This is a genomic window from Paenibacillus sp. ACRRY (genome assembly GCF_022346995.1).
Taxonomy (GTDB): Bacteria; Bacillota; Bacilli; order Paenibacillales; family Paenibacillaceae; genus Paenibacillus.
Map to the genome: position 1 here is coordinate 1 of NZ_JAKRNM010000021.1, position 17,155 is coordinate 17,155.

Genomic DNA, 17,155 nt, shown 5'->3' on the forward strand with positions numbered 1-17,155 from the left:
TACGAGATCCTCTCCTTTGAAGCATGGCTCCGTTATGTAATAATGATGATTGCTATTGTGGCTTAGAATATCCCTTGCATGAATCTAATTAATCGAATGAATATATGAGCGTTCGTTCATATGTTATGATTTTATTATAGATGTGCCTAATAATAGTGTCAACCAGATTCAAGTAAATATAAACACGAAAGCATTGCTTCCAGTGGTATGTGCTGGCGAACGCCTTTGCTTTTGTGCTACCATCTGTGCAGGATCCATGTGCGGAAGTACTCGTTACAAAAATTCGAACCAATGGATATGATCATTATACATTCAACTTAGAAACAGAGGGGCGGACAACCATATGAAACATCTGCTTCTGGCGGACGATGACGCCAACATTAGAGCACTCCTTCGGCATGTCATGACCAAAGAGGGGTATAGGGTGCATGAAGCGAAGGATGGGATGGAAGCAATTGAACTGATCAAAGAAACGCCAATTGATCTGGCGATCCTGGACGTGATGATGCCAGGCATGGATGGTCTGGAGCTATGTGATTTCATCCGGCAGCAGTATGACATACCGATCATGCTGCTAACGGCAAGGGATCAGCTATCCGACAAGAGGGAGGGCTACCTGAAAGGCACGGATGAATATGTGACGAAGCCGTTCGAACCCGAAGAGCTGATCTACAGGGTCAAGGCACTGTTTCGCCGTTATCATCGCACGTCAAGTGATATCATTCGCATGAATCGCATCGTAATTGACCGGAATAATGTGGAGGTATCTGATGGTCAATCTATTCTGTTTTTGCCCATGAAGGAGTTCGAGCTGCTCTCCCAGCTGGCACAATATCCAGGTCGTTTATTCTCGCGGGATGAATTAATTAGGCTTGTCTGGGGCGCAGATTACGAAGGGGATGACCGTACGGTGGATGTGCACATCAAGCGGTTACGCGATCGGTTTGCCGATTATACAGATGATTTTGTCATTCATACGGTACGGGGGATCGGTTACAAGATGGAGGTGAAAACCCGGTGAGGACTTTGTATGTTCGAGTCTTCCTTATTACGATCGCTGTCATTGTGGTCAGCGGCATGCTGGGTTTTCTTTTATCCAATATCTATTATCATGCGAAGCTTAAGTCCTTCAATGACGAGAAGCTGGTAGGCATCGCCATGGAAATGAAGCAATTTGTGGAGCGGGAGCCGGACATGATGCAGCCGTATCTGGACAATGCCGCAGCTCTCGGTTACGAGATTTATGTGACAGATGGCAAGGGGACTGATAAATTCTACGGTAGTGAGTTTCGCGAGAAGGATCTGGACAAGCAAGCTGTAGATATGGTGCTAAACGGTGAGGTCTACCATGGTGTTGCCCAGTTTCCAAGCAAACCCTTTATTACGGGTTTCTTTGACAATCAGTTAAGCAATACCGTTGGTGTTCAACTTCAGTTAGGAAATACAAGCTATGGCCTGTTTATGCGCCCGGATGTCATTTTGCAATTTGGTGAACTGCGTATCTTTTTTGCACTGATTGGGGCAATGACGATAGGTATTAGTATCTTGATCTTTCTCATCAGTACGCGCTACTTGGTCAATCCAATTGAACGTCTGTCGGAGGCGACCAAGCGAATTGTACAGGGAAACTATAATCTGAAATTGCCCACGAAGAGACGTGATGAGATTGGGCAGCTTGCTCAGCACTTTATGACCATGAGTCGTGAACTGGAAAGGGTAGATCAGGCGCGTCAACAGTTTGTATCGAACGTCTCGCATGAGATTCAATCGCCACTGACCTCGATCCAGGGGTTTGCCCAACTGCTCTCAGATCGGGATCTTCCTGAACAGGAAAGGGAGCACTATGCATCCATTATTGAGGAAGAGAGCCGCCATCTCTCATTGCTCAGCAAACAGCTGCTTCTGCTGTCATCTCTCGAACAAGGCCAAGAGGATCTGACCAAAGAAGAATTCTCTCTGCGCGATCAATTCCGTCAAGCCGTTCAGGTACTGCAATGGCAGCTGGAAGAAAAAGAGCTGCTGCTCCGGATATCGATTCCCGAATCCATCCAGCTGGTTGGTAATGAAGTACTGCTCATGCAGGTATGGATGAATCTGCTGGGCAATGCAGTGAATCATCTTCCGCAAGGAAGAAGTATCGAGATCCGAGCAGAGCAGACCGATACTTACTGTGTAATCCAAATTCGGGATACAGGAAACGGGATTGCAGCAGAGCATCTGCCATTCCTGTTCGATCGTTTCTATAGGGTGGACCGCGCACGGGAGCGTTCTTCCGGTCGAACCGGACTTGGGCTTGCCATTGTGCAGAAAATTGTCCGGATTCATGACGGTACAATTGAAGTCTCCAGTTCGGCCGAAGGTACGGTCTTCACTGTGACTCTTCCGCAGATGTAATCTGTTATTCATTTGCCGTTCATTTTCACCTCCTATACTTGGTTTATCAAGAGGAGGTCAGAGATATGTACTTGGCTATTAGAGAGATGAGGTTTGCCAAAGGGCGGTATGCGTTAATTGCTACCATTATGGTACTGGTTTCATTTTTGGTACTGTTTGTTACAGGTCTTGCGCAGGGGCTGGCGTATGACAACGCCGCGTCGATCAAAAATATGGCAGCAACCCATTTCGTTCTCGAACAGGATTCTAATCATCGTTTTACCCGGTCCCAGGTGAATCAGGATCAGCTTGAACAGTCGCGCTCAGTGGTAGGACAAGATAATGCAGAGCCGCTGGGTGTGAAAATGACAACCGTTAGCCCGGCTGACGACACCAAGAAAATAGATGTCACTCTGTTTATGGTGAACCCAGAAGGCTGGCTCGCGCCAACCGTCACTGAAGGAGTTTCGATTGCGGATCAGAAGGACGGACAAGTTGTAGTGGACCAAAAGCTGTCAGAGTCCGGCGTGACCATTGGGACCATTCTGGTGGATCAAGCGTCGGGTACGGAGTGGACAGTCGGTGGATTTGTGGAAAATGAGTCCTTTAGCCACTCGCCGGTCGTGTTCCTGAATGAACAGGAATGGCTTGCATTGCAAGGAAGTTCGCGTACCAGTCCAGATACAGCGGGCAATAATGCTTCGTCGTCATACAATGCCATTGCCATTAAGGATGCTGGTGAGAAGGTTGACAGCCTGAGTGCTGCAGTGCCGAATGCGGAAGTGATTACGAAGTCCGAGGCGGTATCGGCCATTCCTGGCTATAAGGAAGAGCAGGGCTCGCTGCTCATGATGATTGCCTTTTTGTTTGTCATCTCGGCGTTTGTGCTCGCGGTATTTTTCTACGTCATCACCATTCAGAAAACGAGTCAATTTGGCATTTTGAAGGCCATCGGAACGCGCAATGCGTATCTGGCTGGCAGTGTCTCATTACAAGTATTGCTTCTGTCCGTCGCTAGTTTGGTGATCAGTGTTCTGCTGGTCCGACTGTTTGAGTCCATCCTGCCAGCTTCGATGCCGTTTCAATTAGGCTTGTCCACCCTGGCACTAACCTGCATTTTATTTGTAATCATGTCTATGGCTGGTTCGTTGTTCTCGGTCTGGAAGGTTACCAAAATTGATGCACTTGATGCGATTGGGAGGACAGCAGCATGAGAAACCGATTGATATTGCAGGGAATTACACAGACCTTTGAGGATGGCGGAGTCAAACGTACGATTCTGGATCAGCTGGATCTTGAAGTTGCCGAGGGGGAACTGGTCGCGGTCATGGGTCCTTCCGGGTCAGGCAAAAGTACATTTCTGTCCATTGCAGGTGCACTCCTTGAACCAACAGAGGGGCAGGTTCTGCTTGATGGTGTATCCATCATGGGCAAAAATAAGCAGGACATTTCCGATGTGCGGCTTCAGCAGCTCGGTTTTATTTTTCAAAGCGCCAACCTCATTCCTTATCTGAAAGTGGAAGAGCAGCTGATGGTCGTTGCGAAGCTTGCCGGAACGGACAAGAACAAGGCTTTGAAGCGAGTGGATGAGTTGCTTCATACGGTAGGTTTATCTCACCGTCGTAAGGCATATGCTGAGAAACTATCTGGCGGGGAACGTCAGCGGGTTGCCATTGCGCGGGCGTTGATGAATGATCCGGCTGTGCTGCTGGCGGACGAACCGACAGCCAGCCTGGATGCAGCACGAGGGCTTGATATTGTTGGCATGATTGAGAAGCTGGTTGCAGAACAGGGCAAGAGTGCGGTAATGGTTACGCATGATGAGCGGATTCTTCCGCTGTGTAATCGGGTACTCTTTTTGGAAAACGGGAAACTGGTGCACAAATAAGGCGAATGCCATGATACAGTATTGTTCTCTGAATCTATGATTGTAAGGTCACTTATCCCCAGAGGGAAGGTGGCCTTTTTTCTATCCTTTCATCTATAATTGAAGAAAGAATGAAGTGGAAGATTTTACTTTATCTAGAGAGGGGCTGTGCGGATGCAAAGCTTAAATATTAAACATTTCCCGGCACTGAGTGCATCCATTCATTGGGGGACGGTGTCAGCGGAGTTCAGGATGAACGATATCGTGGATGAAGCGCTGGTGAGCAACGTGAGCATTATCCCGTTCGTCGGGAAGCAGTGCGTCGTGTTTCAACTGGATAATGGCAAATGGGAGCTGCCAGGAGGAACCTTGGAACCTGGAGAGAGATATCCGGATGCATTAAAGCGCGAAGTGATGGAAGAGCTGGGCGCGGAGCTGCAGTCCTATCGAATATTCGGTCAGTTCTATTGCACATCCAGCGCCACTGAACCGTATCGACCACATATTCCGCATCCTCATTTTGTGAGAGTGATTGGTTACGGAGATGTTGAGCTTGTAGGTAAGCCGCTGAATCCGGTGGATGGAGAGCAGGTTGTTGCCGTAGAGGTAGTAGAGATTGCTGAAGCCATTCGGAGATTCCAGGATCAGAATAGACATGATATTGCGGAGATGTATCAATTGGCTTATGTATTGCGGGAAGAAGATAAACGTAAGGAACAGGTGTGATGTTCAAGTTCAACATCCTTAATTTAATTCTAAACGGAGGTCAACATGATTCGAGAACAAATCGATAAGATGTTAGACGTTTTGCCTGAAAGTGAACTGAATGTGGCGTACTCGCGGATCGAGCTTGTATATCGTAGATATATGTTTGAGCAAAATCTGGAGAATAAGGGCGTTCAGGTGACGGAGCTGTGTGAGGAATCGGAGGGCATTACTCGGCAGTGGGATGAGGTGTTTGCCAGCAATCTGGATGACGAGGCAAAAGAAGCGATCTACTACAGCGAATATAAATGGCATATGTTTAGTTATAAGAAACAAGTGTGTCTAGCGGGCGATGCAGCACGAGATGCTTTTGATGCCGAGCTCAAAAATGACTTATATGTCATGTATCAACATACGCCGTTCATCCAGGTCTATGAGAATGCGAATGCAGTCGTTGCAGCGGATTTTGATTCAGAACAAGATATCTATATCTTTGACCACCAGTTTACCTGGACCTATGTACATACTCACGAAGACATGTGTGGGCCTTATTTTTATAAAATTAGCCCATCGAAGTAACCGTTAATCAGCTGAATTCCATTTCAACGAATCATTGTGCAAAAGGAGATATCCCAATGCGTAAGAAGCTCGTTACAATATCCAAACGCTTCCTGGTTGTCATTTTGCTTATTGCTATACTCTCACTTATATTTCCAACATGGACACCAGGAATCAGGGGAGAGAACAGTATTAGCACGTTGGGGCAGATTGAGATCAACGGCGCAGGCCATGAGGTTATGATTCGGGGAACGGATCGGGACAATCCCATCCTTATCTTTGTACACGGTGGTCCGGGATGCTCCGAAATTCCTTATGTCAGAAAGTATCAGGAGGCACTCGAACAGCATTTTACCATTGTGCATTATGATCAACGCGGAAGTGGGAAGTCTTATCACTTTTTGGAGGATTATTCGGGGTTGACGACGGATGTGCTTGTAGATGATTTATTGGCATTAACCCATTATGTGACGGCGGAGCTTGGACAAGATAAGGTCAGTTTGGTCGGTCATTCATTTGGTACATACATAGGAACGAAGGCTGCCGCCAAGGCACCAGATAAATTCCATGCTTACATCGGTATTGGGCAAGTTGCTGATCACGTGCAAAGTGAGCTGGACAGTCTGGATTACACCCTTGTTCAGGCGAAGCAGGCTGGTCATGCAGAGGACGTGACAAGTCTGGAACGTCTAAGAGGTTCTATTGAGCGAGGGGAGAAGTATACGCCAAGGAATATGGTGCGCAAATACGGCGGTGCAGCTAGACAGATCAATGAAAATAGGGATTATATACTCGGCTTTCTGTTGGGTCCTGAATACAATGCACTGGATGTCATTCGGTACTTCATGGGCATTCAGGCTACCCAGGAATTGCTTTTGAAGGAGGAATCAGGCCATCACTTACCCGACCTTGTAGAAGAGCTGGAGATTCCGACATACTTTGTCATGGGAAAATACGATTATATGACATCCGTGAATGCGGCAAGGAAGTATTTCGATGAACTAGAGGCTCCAGTCAAAGAGTTCAAGGTGTTTGAACATTCGGCACACTATCCTCAGTTTGAGGAAAAGGAGCAGTTCGCTGCGTGGTTGATGGAGTTGTATGAGAGATGAAGATGAAATGGAGAACTACGTTTATCCTTGTCCTGCTCCTATCCATTTTGGTTATTACGTTGTTATGGCAATTGAACCAAGATAAATCTTCTATTGAACCAACAGTTAACGGAAACATCGTCCAAGTCAGAAGTTTTCACTTGCGTTCCGATTCTACTCATTTAAAGACGTCAACAAAGGGAAGCGTGTTTGTAAAGGGAGAACATGGACAGTTTGAGCAGATACAGATTGTTGCAGAAATAGAGATTGATCCACTTGATTGGGGCGGTGTTGCTTTTTATATCCCTGATCATTGGCAGGTTTCCAATATTACAAGCAGTTATCAGGGAAATCAACTTACATTAATACCTGAGGTTTATATATCAACATGGAAGACTTCAGGGAATGACGCGTCATGGCGTACGATGGTTGAAGTGGGAAGAGATCGTAGTTATGTACCAACCGGAGGCGGAACTGGAACGGTTATGATCGATTTGATTCCAGAGCAAATATCAATGTCAACTTCAGAATCGATAGTAATTGGAATTGAAGTGGGATCAAAAGAAGAGAATGGGAAAAGGATGATGGGTACGGATTCGATTGAAGTCCCGCTATCCTTGAAGGAGGGATTATGAGAATAATAAATGAATGTACCATTGCTGGAGTACCTTGCTTACAGATAGATCCGTACTTACCGCCTGCAGGCACAATCATCCTATACCATGGTTGGGGGTCCAATATACGAGACTATCTGTTTTTTGGATCAATGATCTCGGACTGGGGATACAAAGTGGTCATCCCTGAGCTACCTCACCACGGTGAACGTGGGAATCTAGCGTACTTTGATACTGTTATTTTACAACAACACTTTTGGTCAGTAGTGATACAAGCGGTTGAAGAGGCAAGCACTATTGTTACAGATATCCTGAATACGGATCATCCTGTAGGCATTATTGGAAATTCGGCTGGTGGATTTATTGCAGGTGGGGTTTGTGCGACAAATTCAAATGTAAAATCTGCAGTGGTCATGAATGCTTCTTGTGCCTGGTTAAGGTCTGAGGAGATTTTTCGTGAACATGATGGGAGAAGTCCGGTAAGTGCAATCGAAGCCGAAAATATCGGGAAATATGATCCTTTGTTCAATATTGACGGTTCTAATGACCAAGCATTCCTCTTGCTGCATGGAAAAGAAGATACAACCATTTCTATCGAAAGCCAGCGATGCTTTATGAAACACATGTCTATAAAAGATATTCAAACATCACTTAAATTCGTTGAGTATGCAGGCGTAAATCATCAAATAACGTTGGGGATGCTGCAAGAAGCAAAAGAGTGGTTGGAGAAAAATGTTCAGGTAGAACGGTAAAACATTGTTCGCGGGCTTTTAACAGATACTTATGTGAGACAATAATGATTAACGGAAGGTATGTAACGTTATGAGCGATATTCAGTATAATCTGAATTTTGAGAAAGTGTGCGATCAATTACTTCTTGGTAAGTTGATAAGTACACCCAAACCAATATCGGGTGGACTCTTACATCGAATGTATGTCATAGAGACAAGAAAAGATAAATTTGCAATTAAGGCATTGAATCCACAGATTATGAATAGGTCTGAAGCTGTGCAAAATTATATGAATTCAGAGAAAATAGCAAATATGGCGAATAAACATGTCCCTGTACAACCAGCAAAAAGAATTAATAACTCTTCGATCCATAACATAGATAATCAATTCTATCTTATATTCGATTGGATTGATGGTCGAAGTCTAGAGCATAATGAAGTTACCAACGAGCATTGTGATCAAATGGGTACGATTCTTGCGGATTTGCATAAGATCGATTTCTCACAACTTGATATGGCAAGGCCACAAATGGATGTTTCGAAAGAAACAGACTGGGCTTTTTATCTGAACAAAGGAAAAAATGAGAGACTGGAATGGAATGAGCTTCTAGATTCAACGATCCAACAGTTGTATGAGTGGAATGCCAGGGCAAAGAGATCATCGCAACTCCTATCTTCAGATACAGTGATTAGTCACAGAGATTTGGAGCCCAAGAATGTGATGTGGCAGCAGAATAGCCCAATCATTATTGATTGGGAATCAGCAGGCAACATCAACCCCATGCATGATTTGATGGAAACAGCTATGTATTGGTCTGTAGACAACACTGGGAATGTAGACAAAGACAGATTCTCAACCTTTATCAATGGATATCGTAAACGAGTGAGCTGCTTAAGTGCCGACTGGCGTATGGTTTTGGAAAGTGGTTTTCTTGGAAAGTTAGACTGGCTCGAATATAGCCTAAAACGTTCGTTGTGGATTGAATGTACAGATCAAGATGAACAGCGAATGGGAACAGCACAAGTTATAGGTACTATAGAGGACTTAAAACGATATGATCGTATAATCCCAGAGGTTGAAAGTTGGATGAATAGTTAAAACCTACAGCGTTCGATAAAATAATTGTATGACAAGATATATTTAAATCAAGAAAACTATAATAAGTTGCCAAACGAAGGGATCGTTTAACTATGGATGATTTTACGAAGAAACGAATTATAAAAATTATGGACCAATATGTACAAAATGCTGTATCCGAACATGTGAAAACACAGATTAAAATTAGTTATTCAATAAGGGGTAATAATGTAACATTAATTGAAGAGAGAAAAGCCTTTCAACTTGATGTATGGGTGCAACTACCCATTGCTCAGTTCAGATTGGATAAGGACCAATGGAAGGTATACTGGAGAGATAGTAAAGAAAAATGGCATTTCGTTGATGATATAGAACCTGTGGATGACTTTGAAAAACAGTTGGAGATTGTGGACCAAGGCCACAACGGGTTGTTTTGGAGATAACTTAACAGTGCGAGGTGAGGTAAAAGTATGACAAACGACAAAGGAACACGAAGAACATGTGAACACGGACACTCGTATTACAAAAAAAGTGACTGCCCAACTTGTCCGACCTGCGAATCTGAACGTAAACCGAAAGAAGGATTTCTGGCCTTATTGTCTGCTCCTGCCAGACGTGCCTTAGAAAATGAAGGGATTACAACGTTGGCTGAACTTTCAAAATATACCGAGAAAGAGATCCTGAAGCTTCATGGCATAGGGCCGTCTGTGATCCCGAAACTTAGACAAGCACTGGAGGAAGAGGGTTTGTCCTTTGCGAGATTACCCTCTCCGCTCCATGACCATTAATCTAGACTAGAAATCAGCTCTTCGATTGTCAGCTGGTACAGTAAATTCCCTTCGCTAAGGAGCAGTCGCTGCTCACGAAAATCCTGCCGTGCCTGTTTCAATGGTTTATTGGCTTCGTTAACCAATTCAATCTTTTGCCCCTTCGTCAGTCGTCCTGGCTTATCCATTTTTTTGAGAACAAACGTCCCGTGTTTACCGTATCCGGCATCGAACAAAAAGTGATAACCATCCGTACTGAATCCGGAAGAGCCGGATATGCTCGGTTTCACAAACGTGACCTTGGAATCCACGGTCCCCCCTGAGATACAACCCAATTCGAAATCGGTGTAATAATAAAACCAGACCTGACCCTCATTCACGACATTAATTGCGTAACAATCGGCGATATCAGCTACGCGGTTTTCATAGAGTTTGTTACCTTGCTCATCCCAGGCCAGCAGACCGCAGGAACCAACCGGATCGATCCATCCGTAATTGCCAAATATACCTTCATCAAAGTAACTGGTCCAGATCGTTCCATTTTTTGTCACCTGAACACTCTGAATCCCGTCTCCTAACAGAAAATCCCGAATTGGCTTTCCATTCATATCACACACTCTGGCATTCAGGTCATACTGATCATTGCCATAATAGGTACATCGCGCACCGACAAGCAAAAGATGATCATTCAGCGGCTGTACATAATGATAATTGTAGGTTTGTCCCCAGATCACGACATCTTCTACATGTTGCTCAGATACAATCAGCACTTTGTAGGTGTAGGTTTGATTTAAATGGGTCTGAACGAACATGTCCCGTTCTCTCTCCGGCACTTGATTTATTAACAGAACGTACACCTTCCCATCGGCACCCCACTGCGTGGAAACGATCTCGAAGCCATCCATATATGCTGATAGATCAGCAAAAGGCATTAGTTTTATGTTTCGTTTGGACATATCCTTGTCCTCCTTCATTCCGTTATGCAGAGTCTACATCTGCACTTGATGAAGTAAATTATGACGTACAAATGAAGGGCTGAACATGGCATAAGTATAGCGAAGAGGTCTTCTTTTACCTCTACATTGTGGAATTAATGGATGGTTGATATGCTGTATTAGTTTATTTTAGCTTGTAGTATAATAAGGAAGCTGTGTAAATTTTTATAATCGAGGAAGGTGAGGAACGTATTTGTAATGAAGGAGTTAGTACATAGAACGTACGAGAAGTAAGGAAAGGTAGGGGCAATGTAGGTTTGAAAATGATGAGAAATGATTCATCTCAGAATGACAAAACAGTATAAGGACGTGTTATCCGTGGAACCACCTATTGAAGAGCAGAAGAGAGACTATCGACCACTGGGCGTGTCGGGATTAGGAGGATGGCTGATCCTCATCCAAATTGGTCTCCTTCTTACGATTGTTCTGCTCGCAGTGCAATTGATTCAACAAATCGTGCCCATATTTACGACAGAAACATGGGAGCTGCTAACTTCCAAACAATCAGATTATTATCATCCGTTATGGGGACCTGTACTCATTTTTGAACTGGTATATAACGTGCTATTTCTATTGTTTAGTTTGTATACGGTCTTTGCATTTTATAGTAAAAAGGCTATTTTGCCACGTCTTATGATTATCTTCTATAGTGTCAGTTTGGTCGTGGGTATCATTGATTATCTGTTGTTACTTCAGATTCCGATGGCGAGTGATCTTGAGGATGGAAGCTCGATGAGAGAAATTGCGAAGTCAGTTCTCACTTGCGCAATCTGGATTCCTTATTTTATCAAATCAGTCCGAGTTCGTAATACTTTTGTAAATTAAATTGTAAGAACCAAAGGCCCCGATCTTGGATAAAAACCATCTGAGGTCGGGGTTTTTTTAGCAAATTTGATAGACATAAAGGAGAATTACCTTATGTATGAATTTCATGGGTGGGCTGTTCTGAGATATCATACACATGATACGAATGAACAACTGCAAGAAGAGGCTTTTTTACAATTCGAACAATACATCAAGGAAACTGACAAGATGAATCTATCCATAATTAAGAGATATAACGGTCAGGATTCATTTTTAATAACAGGGCTGCACAATCATTATGCAGTGTATGTTCTTGAGATTTTTGAATGGATTGCAACTCATTTACCGGGGGCTTATGGACTCCTATATGTTCATGATGATGAGGCTGGAGATGATATCAATGAAAATCAATTTGTAGTATGGAAGTTGGCACGTGGGAAGCTGGAGAAAGTGAAAGATCCGTTCTTGTCACCTTACATACCAGCAGTAGAGGATTCATATGATCCGTCTAGAGATGATTAAAACTAGCTAAAACACAGGTTAAGGAGGAATAGCCTTGAAGATCTTTCTGGTAAGACACGGCGAGGATGATGAAGGGTATCGAGGTGGATGGAGCCAGCGAGGGCTCACGGAACAAGGGATTATTCAATCAGAACAACTAGGTAATTATTTGCATCATCATGCCGAGCAGTATGATATCCATACGATTATAAGTAGTGATCTTCCTCGTGCAGTACAGACGGCTAGGGAGGTTGAGAAGAAATTAAATATTCCGAGTAGCTTGGTGAAAGATTGGCGAGAGATGAATAATGGATATTTGGCAGGCATGCTCCATGAGGAGGCTGAAAAGAATTACCCAGGAGTTTATTTCAATGCTCTTGAGATGGATTCTCCTTTTCCAGGAGGAGAAAGTCCACGGAATTTTTATAACAGAATCTGTGCATCTTTCGATACACTCTGCAGAGACATGGAGGAACAAAAGATACAGTCCAACGTTCTGTTGATTACGCACGGCGGAGTGATTAATATCCTCTATTATCTGCTCGATAAGCGGGAGTGGAGCAATAAATCCAACTTTCATCCGATCGATCATACCAGTATGCACACGATGGAGAAGAATGTAAACGGTTGGAGATTGAGCAGTATGAACATGGTGAGCCATTTGGGTTGAATTTGGTTCAGAGGAGGAGAACTCTTAGGTAGAGACAAATGATAGTTGAAATCATACAAGAAAGGGATCAATTTTGTTGAAAAAAAGAATTGCAAATGTAGTCCTGGTTATCTCTATAGTCGTGTATTTATATTATTTATGTATCATGCTGTTTAATCCGCCCACAGATTTTTCAGATATTGCACAATTGAAAACAAGGTCATCTGTATCAGCAGGAATTATGGCGATCGCTGCATTTATTAGGGTGAATATTAAGAGTAAGAAATAGATATTCTCTAGTTAACCAGAAGGTCAATTAAGCTAAAGCCTTAACAGAACGTATTTATAAGTTGAGCAAATATGCCGTCTCAGTTATGACGATATTTTTTTGTATTCACTCTAAAAAATCTCTGTTTCCAGTACATTACAATTGCGCTACAATGGAATGAATTGGAAGGTGGGAGTGATCATATGAGGGTTGATTCGAGTGAGTTGTTGCGGAGCTTGCATGCATTGTCTGGGCCTTTCCCTCCTTGGGACATCCATCATTTGCCGGAGCGTCCTGGGGAGTTATTGTTGGACTGGTTGCAAGTGGCGATTAAGGCCAATGTGAAGGAACCTCATGCCATGACAATTTCAACGGTGGATCAAGATGGTTATCCGGATGCGCGCGTATTAATTTTAAAAAATGTCATAGATGAGGCATTTTACTTTGCATCCAGTTCCGAGAGTCGGAAAGGAAGGCAGTTGAAGGATAACCCGCATGTGGCACTGACATTTTATTGGCCTGCGCTCGGGAGACAGATTCGTATAAGGGGTACAACCGCGGATATGGGAGATGAAGCAGGAGAAGATGATTTCCGGAAACGCTCGGCTGGAGCCAGAGCAGCTGCCATGACAGGGTGCCAAAGTCAGGAATTGGAGAGCGAGGAGTTACTGAATAGCTCCATTGAAGCTCAGAAGGAACGGATTCAACGTGACCCGGATGTTGTTACGCCCCATTGGCGGTTATATGCGGTGAATGCTCGAGAAGTGGAGTTTTGGCAGGGGGATTCGGGGCGGAAGCATACACGAATTCGGTACGAGCTGGAGGACGGGCAGTGGAAGCAGCACAGATTGTGGCCATGATTTTACATTGAAAGAACGTACATTATCTAAACGAGATTTAGTATGTTTCTTTATTCTAATATTCTAGGGAGGGACATGTATGAATACGATTGAAAGTTATTTTGACCCATTTCCCGTATTGGAAACCGAACGAACCTTGCTTCGCCCTCTCACCTACGATGATCTGGACGATATGTACAGCTATTGCTCGGTTCCTGCCGTTGCCGAATTCACCACGTGGGATGCGCATCAGAGTAAGGAGGATACCAAGGGTTTTATCGATTTTGTACTGAGCCGTTATGAGGCAGACAAGCTCGGACCCTGGGGAATTGAGGATAAACAGTCCAAAAGGCTGATTGGCAGCTGCAATTATTTGGGCTGTGACAGCAATAGTATGAGAGTAGAATTGGGCTATGTGTTGTCCGATCAGTATTGGAATCAGGGCATTATGACAGAAGTCGTAAGCAAGATCATCCAATTTGGATTCGAGGAAGTAGGATTGGAGCGAATTCAAGCCAGATGTATGGTGGATAATACAGGTTCGGCCAAGGTGATGGAGAAGGTAGGCATGAAGTTCGAGGGTGTTTTGCGAAATTATATGAAGGTGAAAAATGAGCTTTGGGACTTGAAGATGTACTCTATAATTAGATCTGATTATACAATTGACATTTAGAGTACTGAGGTTAGGGGGATGTATCTATTTAGTAATAATTTTATTAGCACGGTATGTGATGGTTACAAGACTCTGCAGATAAAATTTTCCTGAAGGGCGGTATAGTTTAAATGGGAAGAAAATATCCAGAACGTGTCACAGCATCTATGTTGAGAGTTAACCATGATAATGAAACATTACTAATAAGACATAATACATCTGTTCACTTTGGTGAATCTACTGACCAATTAGGTATGGTTATAATGACAAACCCAGGAAGTTTTGAACTAAAAACAACGACGCCAGAATGGACTTCTTTTAAAAACGGCACAAGCCCGTTGGATACATTTGAGGTAGATGATTACGCAGACTTGACTATGCGAAACATAATTAAGGCAATCAAATGTAGTTATGAGGACCAATCCATGATCAGTGGTATTTTACGTGTTTACAACCTTTCTAATATTCGACAACCTGTTGGACTAAAAGCAGAAGTATATCATAATCGAGCAAAACAAGTCATATCAAGTGAATTAATGGCATTACTTGAAGACCCTATAACTCATTCTGAAGATTCATTTTTGGCAGAATGCAACAAGTCACGGTTTGTAATAATGGGATTTGTAGATAAAGTATTTGAAGATAAGATGTCTAAGGTCATCAATTGGTCGGAGTCTGTTAAAGATCGTAGAGTATGTGCTGTTGATAAGAAGGGACGCTTTTCACACCCGCGAAGGTGGATAACAGAACCTTTTTTGATGAATGAGGCAATTAAATCTCTGAAATCAGTAACGTGCAAATTTTAGTTGATTCTGATCATATTAATGATAGCAAGTAGCAGCAGTAGAGTTGCATATTACTTAATTATCTTTTAAGTACTAAGGAGGTAACAAGGATGGCAATAATCGGGCAGTATATGGCGGTATCTCAAGCGGAGATCCTGGAGCTCTCACAGGGAAAACGGTTATTTCAAGAGTTGAATCGGAACGATTATGAAGGGCTGGATATTGATAGATCCTGGGAGGGCGTTCACTTCCTGTTATGCAACCAATCGGACAATGGTAATCCTCCCGAAGGATATGTTGTACCTTTATTGGATGACCAGTTTCTGAATTTCTTGAGTTTTGGTGCGTTCTATCTCCATGATGAGCAAGTGAGAGAGGCCGCTACATATCTTAATGCATTGACACCAGAGGAACTCAGAAAAAAATACACAAGTGAAACGTTCGTGAAAGAGAAGATTTACCCGCTTTTCTCAGAGGAGGACATAGAAGGATTCTGGGAGTATCTCAAAATGAATCTGGATAACATCGAAGCGTTCTACCAAAAGGCAGCTTCCCAAGGGCAAGGCATCATATTTTATCTTATCTAATCTAAATGCGTGTACGAATCTTACCCACTCCCGCTGATCGGAGAGATGGGTTTTATTTTTTTATCGGACTCAGCGTACATAATGTCATATCCGAACCCTTTATGCTTCCGCTATAATCTCCAGGTTGTAATAACATGGGATAAGGGAATCAGGAGGTATATGGAATTGACCGCAAAAAACAGATATAAATCACTCGAGCTGGAAACACCCGGTGTATACGAGCTGGAGGGACTGGAGGTCGGGGTGACTTCCAATTGCAATTTCAAGTGTGACTATTGCTGTGCCTATAATCGGGACGATGGACAATGTATTGATGCACAGGAAGTTATTCGGATCATCGGTGAGCTCCCGAGGTTGAAACGCGTGCGTTTGTCCGGGGGAGAAGTAACCCTCAAGTATCAGGATTGTCTGGATATTGTAACGTATTGTGCAGCTCATGGAATTGATACGCAATTGAATACAAACGCCAGTTTACTGACGGAAGAGCGAATTCTTGCGTTGCGTGATGCAGGGTTGTCCAATATTCATATTTCGTTCAACTATACCGATGCGAATGTCTATTCCGCTTATTATCGTGTTCATCCCCGCATGTATGAGAGGCTGGAGCGGAATATCCGGTTGTGTACGGAAGCTGGACTGGAGACGGTGCTGGAAACCCTGCTGTTTGAGGGAACACAAGCGAACATGCTGGCCATTAGCAAAAAGGTCTATGATCTGGGTGTACGGATTCACGAGATTCAGAACAGTATCGTGATGCCGCACAGCGATTGGAGCAACATTGTTTCCAAGGAATCACTCGTTCGATCCGTAAATGAGCTGATTGAACACAAGAAGGAAGATACAACCATCTATTTTACCTGCATGGATCGCTTTGCTGATTTGTTGGGGCTACACGAGCAGCCAGGGGTATACTTTTCCAATTGTGTGGACGGGACGAAACAGCTGCATTTACATGGCAACGGGGACATTCTCATCTGTGAGCTTTGTCATCCGGTTGTGATCGGGAACATCTACCAAGGTACATCATTGAACGAAATTTATGCCAAGCAGCCGCCCGCATTAGCGGATTTTCTGGAGAAGCGGCCATGTCCTGCGTACGATGTACTATTTGCAGGTGAGTAGTGAATAGTAAATGAACCATATCGAGTCTCCATGATTGAAAATGAGTTTAGCACATTGTCCATTTATGCCATTACGAGTTCTTATCGTGTACAACCGATTTATCATGAAATGGTTCAAAGGTTACCTGATTCCGGAGAGGAACAGGTAACCTTTTTTTGCCTTCGACAGG

At 43.6% G+C, this 17,155-nt stretch carries 21 protein-coding genes; 20 read left to right on the forward strand and 1 reads right to left on the reverse strand.

Features of this window, described 5'->3' with window-relative positions; genetic code table 11:
• Positions 1 to 343 precede the first annotated feature (343 nt).
• The 12 genes from MH144_RS29720 (at position 344) to MH144_RS29775 (ending at position 9,805) form a co-directional block, all read left to right on the forward strand.
• Positions 344 to 1,021 carry a response regulator transcription factor gene (locus tag MH144_RS29720; protein WP_239305737.1) on the forward strand — a complete coding sequence of 226 codons (678 nt, stop codon included), beginning with the start codon at positions 344 to 346 and terminating at the stop codon, positions 1,019 to 1,021.
• Positions 1,018 to 2,394 (forward strand): sensor histidine kinase, encoded by a 1,377-nt coding sequence (locus MH144_RS29725; protein ID WP_239305738.1) that lies wholly within the window; start codon positions 1,018 to 1,020, stop codon positions 2,392 to 2,394. The genes MH144_RS29720 and MH144_RS29725 overlap by 4 nt, the downstream gene beginning before the upstream one ends.
• 65 nt (positions 2,395 to 2,459) lie before the next feature.
• Positions 2,460 to 3,587: an ABC transporter permease gene (locus MH144_RS29730; RefSeq protein ID WP_239305740.1), complete on the forward strand. Its 1,128-nt coding sequence runs from the start codon at positions 2,460 to 2,462 to the stop codon at positions 3,585 to 3,587.
• On the forward strand, positions 3,584 to 4,261 hold the full coding sequence (locus tag MH144_RS29735) for an ABC transporter ATP-binding protein (protein ID WP_239305742.1): 678 nt from the start codon (positions 3,584 to 3,586) through the stop codon (positions 4,259 to 4,261). The genes MH144_RS29730 and MH144_RS29735 overlap by 4 nt, the downstream gene beginning before the upstream one ends.
• A gap of 153 nt (positions 4,262 to 4,414) precedes the next feature.
• On the forward strand, positions 4,415 to 4,966 hold the full coding sequence (locus MH144_RS29740) for an NUDIX hydrolase (RefSeq protein ID WP_239305743.1): 552 nt from the start codon (positions 4,415 to 4,417) through the stop codon (positions 4,964 to 4,966).
• A 45-nt stretch (positions 4,967 to 5,011) separates the two neighbouring features.
• The gene (locus tag MH144_RS29745; RefSeq protein WP_239305744.1) at positions 5,012 to 5,524 is read left to right on the forward strand and encodes a DUF4275 family protein; all 513 of its coding nucleotides are present in this window, start codon (positions 5,012 to 5,014) and stop codon (positions 5,522 to 5,524) included.
• A gap of 56 nt (positions 5,525 to 5,580) precedes the next feature.
• Positions 5,581 to 6,615: an alpha/beta fold hydrolase gene (locus tag MH144_RS29750; RefSeq protein WP_239305745.1), complete on the forward strand. Its 1,035-nt coding sequence runs from the start codon at positions 5,581 to 5,583 to the stop codon at positions 6,613 to 6,615.
• The gene (locus MH144_RS29755) at positions 6,612 to 7,229 is read left to right on the forward strand and encodes a hypothetical protein (protein WP_239305746.1); all 618 of its coding nucleotides are present in this window, start codon (positions 6,612 to 6,614) and stop codon (positions 7,227 to 7,229) included. Before MH144_RS29750 ends, MH144_RS29755 begins: the two co-directional genes overlap by 4 nt.
• A complete protein-coding gene (locus MH144_RS29760) occupies positions 7,226 to 7,960 on the forward strand; it encodes an alpha/beta hydrolase family protein (RefSeq protein WP_239305747.1) in 735 nt (244 codons plus the stop codon). Before MH144_RS29755 ends, MH144_RS29760 begins: the two co-directional genes overlap by 4 nt.
• Before the next feature lie 70 nt (positions 7,961 to 8,030).
• Complete coding sequence (locus MH144_RS29765) at positions 8,031 to 9,038, forward strand: phosphotransferase (RefSeq protein ID WP_239305748.1); 1,008 nt, start codon at positions 8,031 to 8,033, stop codon at positions 9,036 to 9,038.
• Between the two features lie 92 nt (positions 9,039 to 9,130).
• Positions 9,131 to 9,460, forward strand: a complete 330-nt coding sequence (locus tag MH144_RS29770) for a DUF3024 domain-containing protein (RefSeq protein WP_239305749.1) — start codon at positions 9,131 to 9,133, stop codon at positions 9,458 to 9,460.
• A 27-nt stretch (positions 9,461 to 9,487) separates the two neighbouring features.
• On the forward strand, positions 9,488 to 9,805 hold the full coding sequence (locus tag MH144_RS29775) for an RNA polymerase alpha subunit C-terminal domain-containing protein (RefSeq protein ID WP_239305750.1): 318 nt from the start codon (positions 9,488 to 9,490) through the stop codon (positions 9,803 to 9,805).
• Here MH144_RS29775 and MH144_RS29780 read toward each other — a convergent pair.
• Positions 9,802 to 10,740 carry a hypothetical protein gene (locus tag MH144_RS29780; protein WP_239305751.1) on the reverse strand — a complete coding sequence of 313 codons (939 nt, stop codon included), beginning with the start codon at positions 10,738 to 10,740 and terminating at the stop codon, positions 9,802 to 9,804. The genes MH144_RS29775 and MH144_RS29780 overlap by 4 nt on opposite strands.
• 327 nt (positions 10,741 to 11,067) lie before the next feature.
• Here MH144_RS29780 and MH144_RS29785 point away from each other — a divergent pair, with 327 nt between their 5' ends.
• The 8 genes from MH144_RS29785 (at position 11,068) to MH144_RS29820 (ending at position 16,986) form a co-directional block, all read left to right on the forward strand.
• Entirely contained in the window at positions 11,068 to 11,604 is a 537-nt protein-coding gene (locus MH144_RS29785) for a DUF2569 domain-containing protein (RefSeq protein ID WP_181429713.1), read from the forward strand.
• A 93-nt stretch (positions 11,605 to 11,697) separates the two neighbouring features.
• Positions 11,698 to 12,105, forward strand: coding sequence for an Imm7 family immunity protein (locus tag MH144_RS29790; RefSeq protein ID WP_239305752.1), 408 nt, complete (start codon positions 11,698 to 11,700; stop codon positions 12,103 to 12,105).
• A gap of 34 nt (positions 12,106 to 12,139) precedes the next feature.
• Positions 12,140 to 12,754, forward strand: a complete 615-nt coding sequence (locus MH144_RS29795) for a histidine phosphatase family protein (protein ID WP_239305753.1) — start codon at positions 12,140 to 12,142, stop codon at positions 12,752 to 12,754.
• Between the two features lie 450 nt (positions 12,755 to 13,204).
• A complete protein-coding gene (locus MH144_RS29800) occupies positions 13,205 to 13,861 on the forward strand; it encodes a pyridoxine/pyridoxamine 5'-phosphate oxidase (RefSeq protein ID WP_239305754.1) in 657 nt (218 codons plus the stop codon).
• Positions 13,862 to 13,940: 79 nt separating this feature from the next.
• Positions 13,941 to 14,513 (forward strand): GNAT family N-acetyltransferase, encoded by a 573-nt coding sequence (locus MH144_RS29805; RefSeq protein WP_239305755.1) that lies wholly within the window; start codon positions 13,941 to 13,943, stop codon positions 14,511 to 14,513.
• Positions 14,514 to 14,623: 110 nt separating this feature from the next.
• Positions 14,624 to 15,298: a hypothetical protein gene (locus MH144_RS29810; protein ID WP_239305756.1), complete on the forward strand. Its 675-nt coding sequence runs from the start codon at positions 14,624 to 14,626 to the stop codon at positions 15,296 to 15,298.
• An 89-nt stretch (positions 15,299 to 15,387) separates the two neighbouring features.
• On the forward strand, positions 15,388 to 15,864 hold the full coding sequence (locus tag MH144_RS29815) for a YfbM family protein (protein ID WP_239305757.1): 477 nt from the start codon (positions 15,388 to 15,390) through the stop codon (positions 15,862 to 15,864).
• A gap of 165 nt (positions 15,865 to 16,029) precedes the next feature.
• Positions 16,030 to 16,986, forward strand: a complete 957-nt coding sequence (locus MH144_RS29820; protein WP_239305758.1) for a radical SAM protein — start codon at positions 16,030 to 16,032, stop codon at positions 16,984 to 16,986.
• Positions 16,987 to 17,155 lie beyond the last annotated feature (169 nt).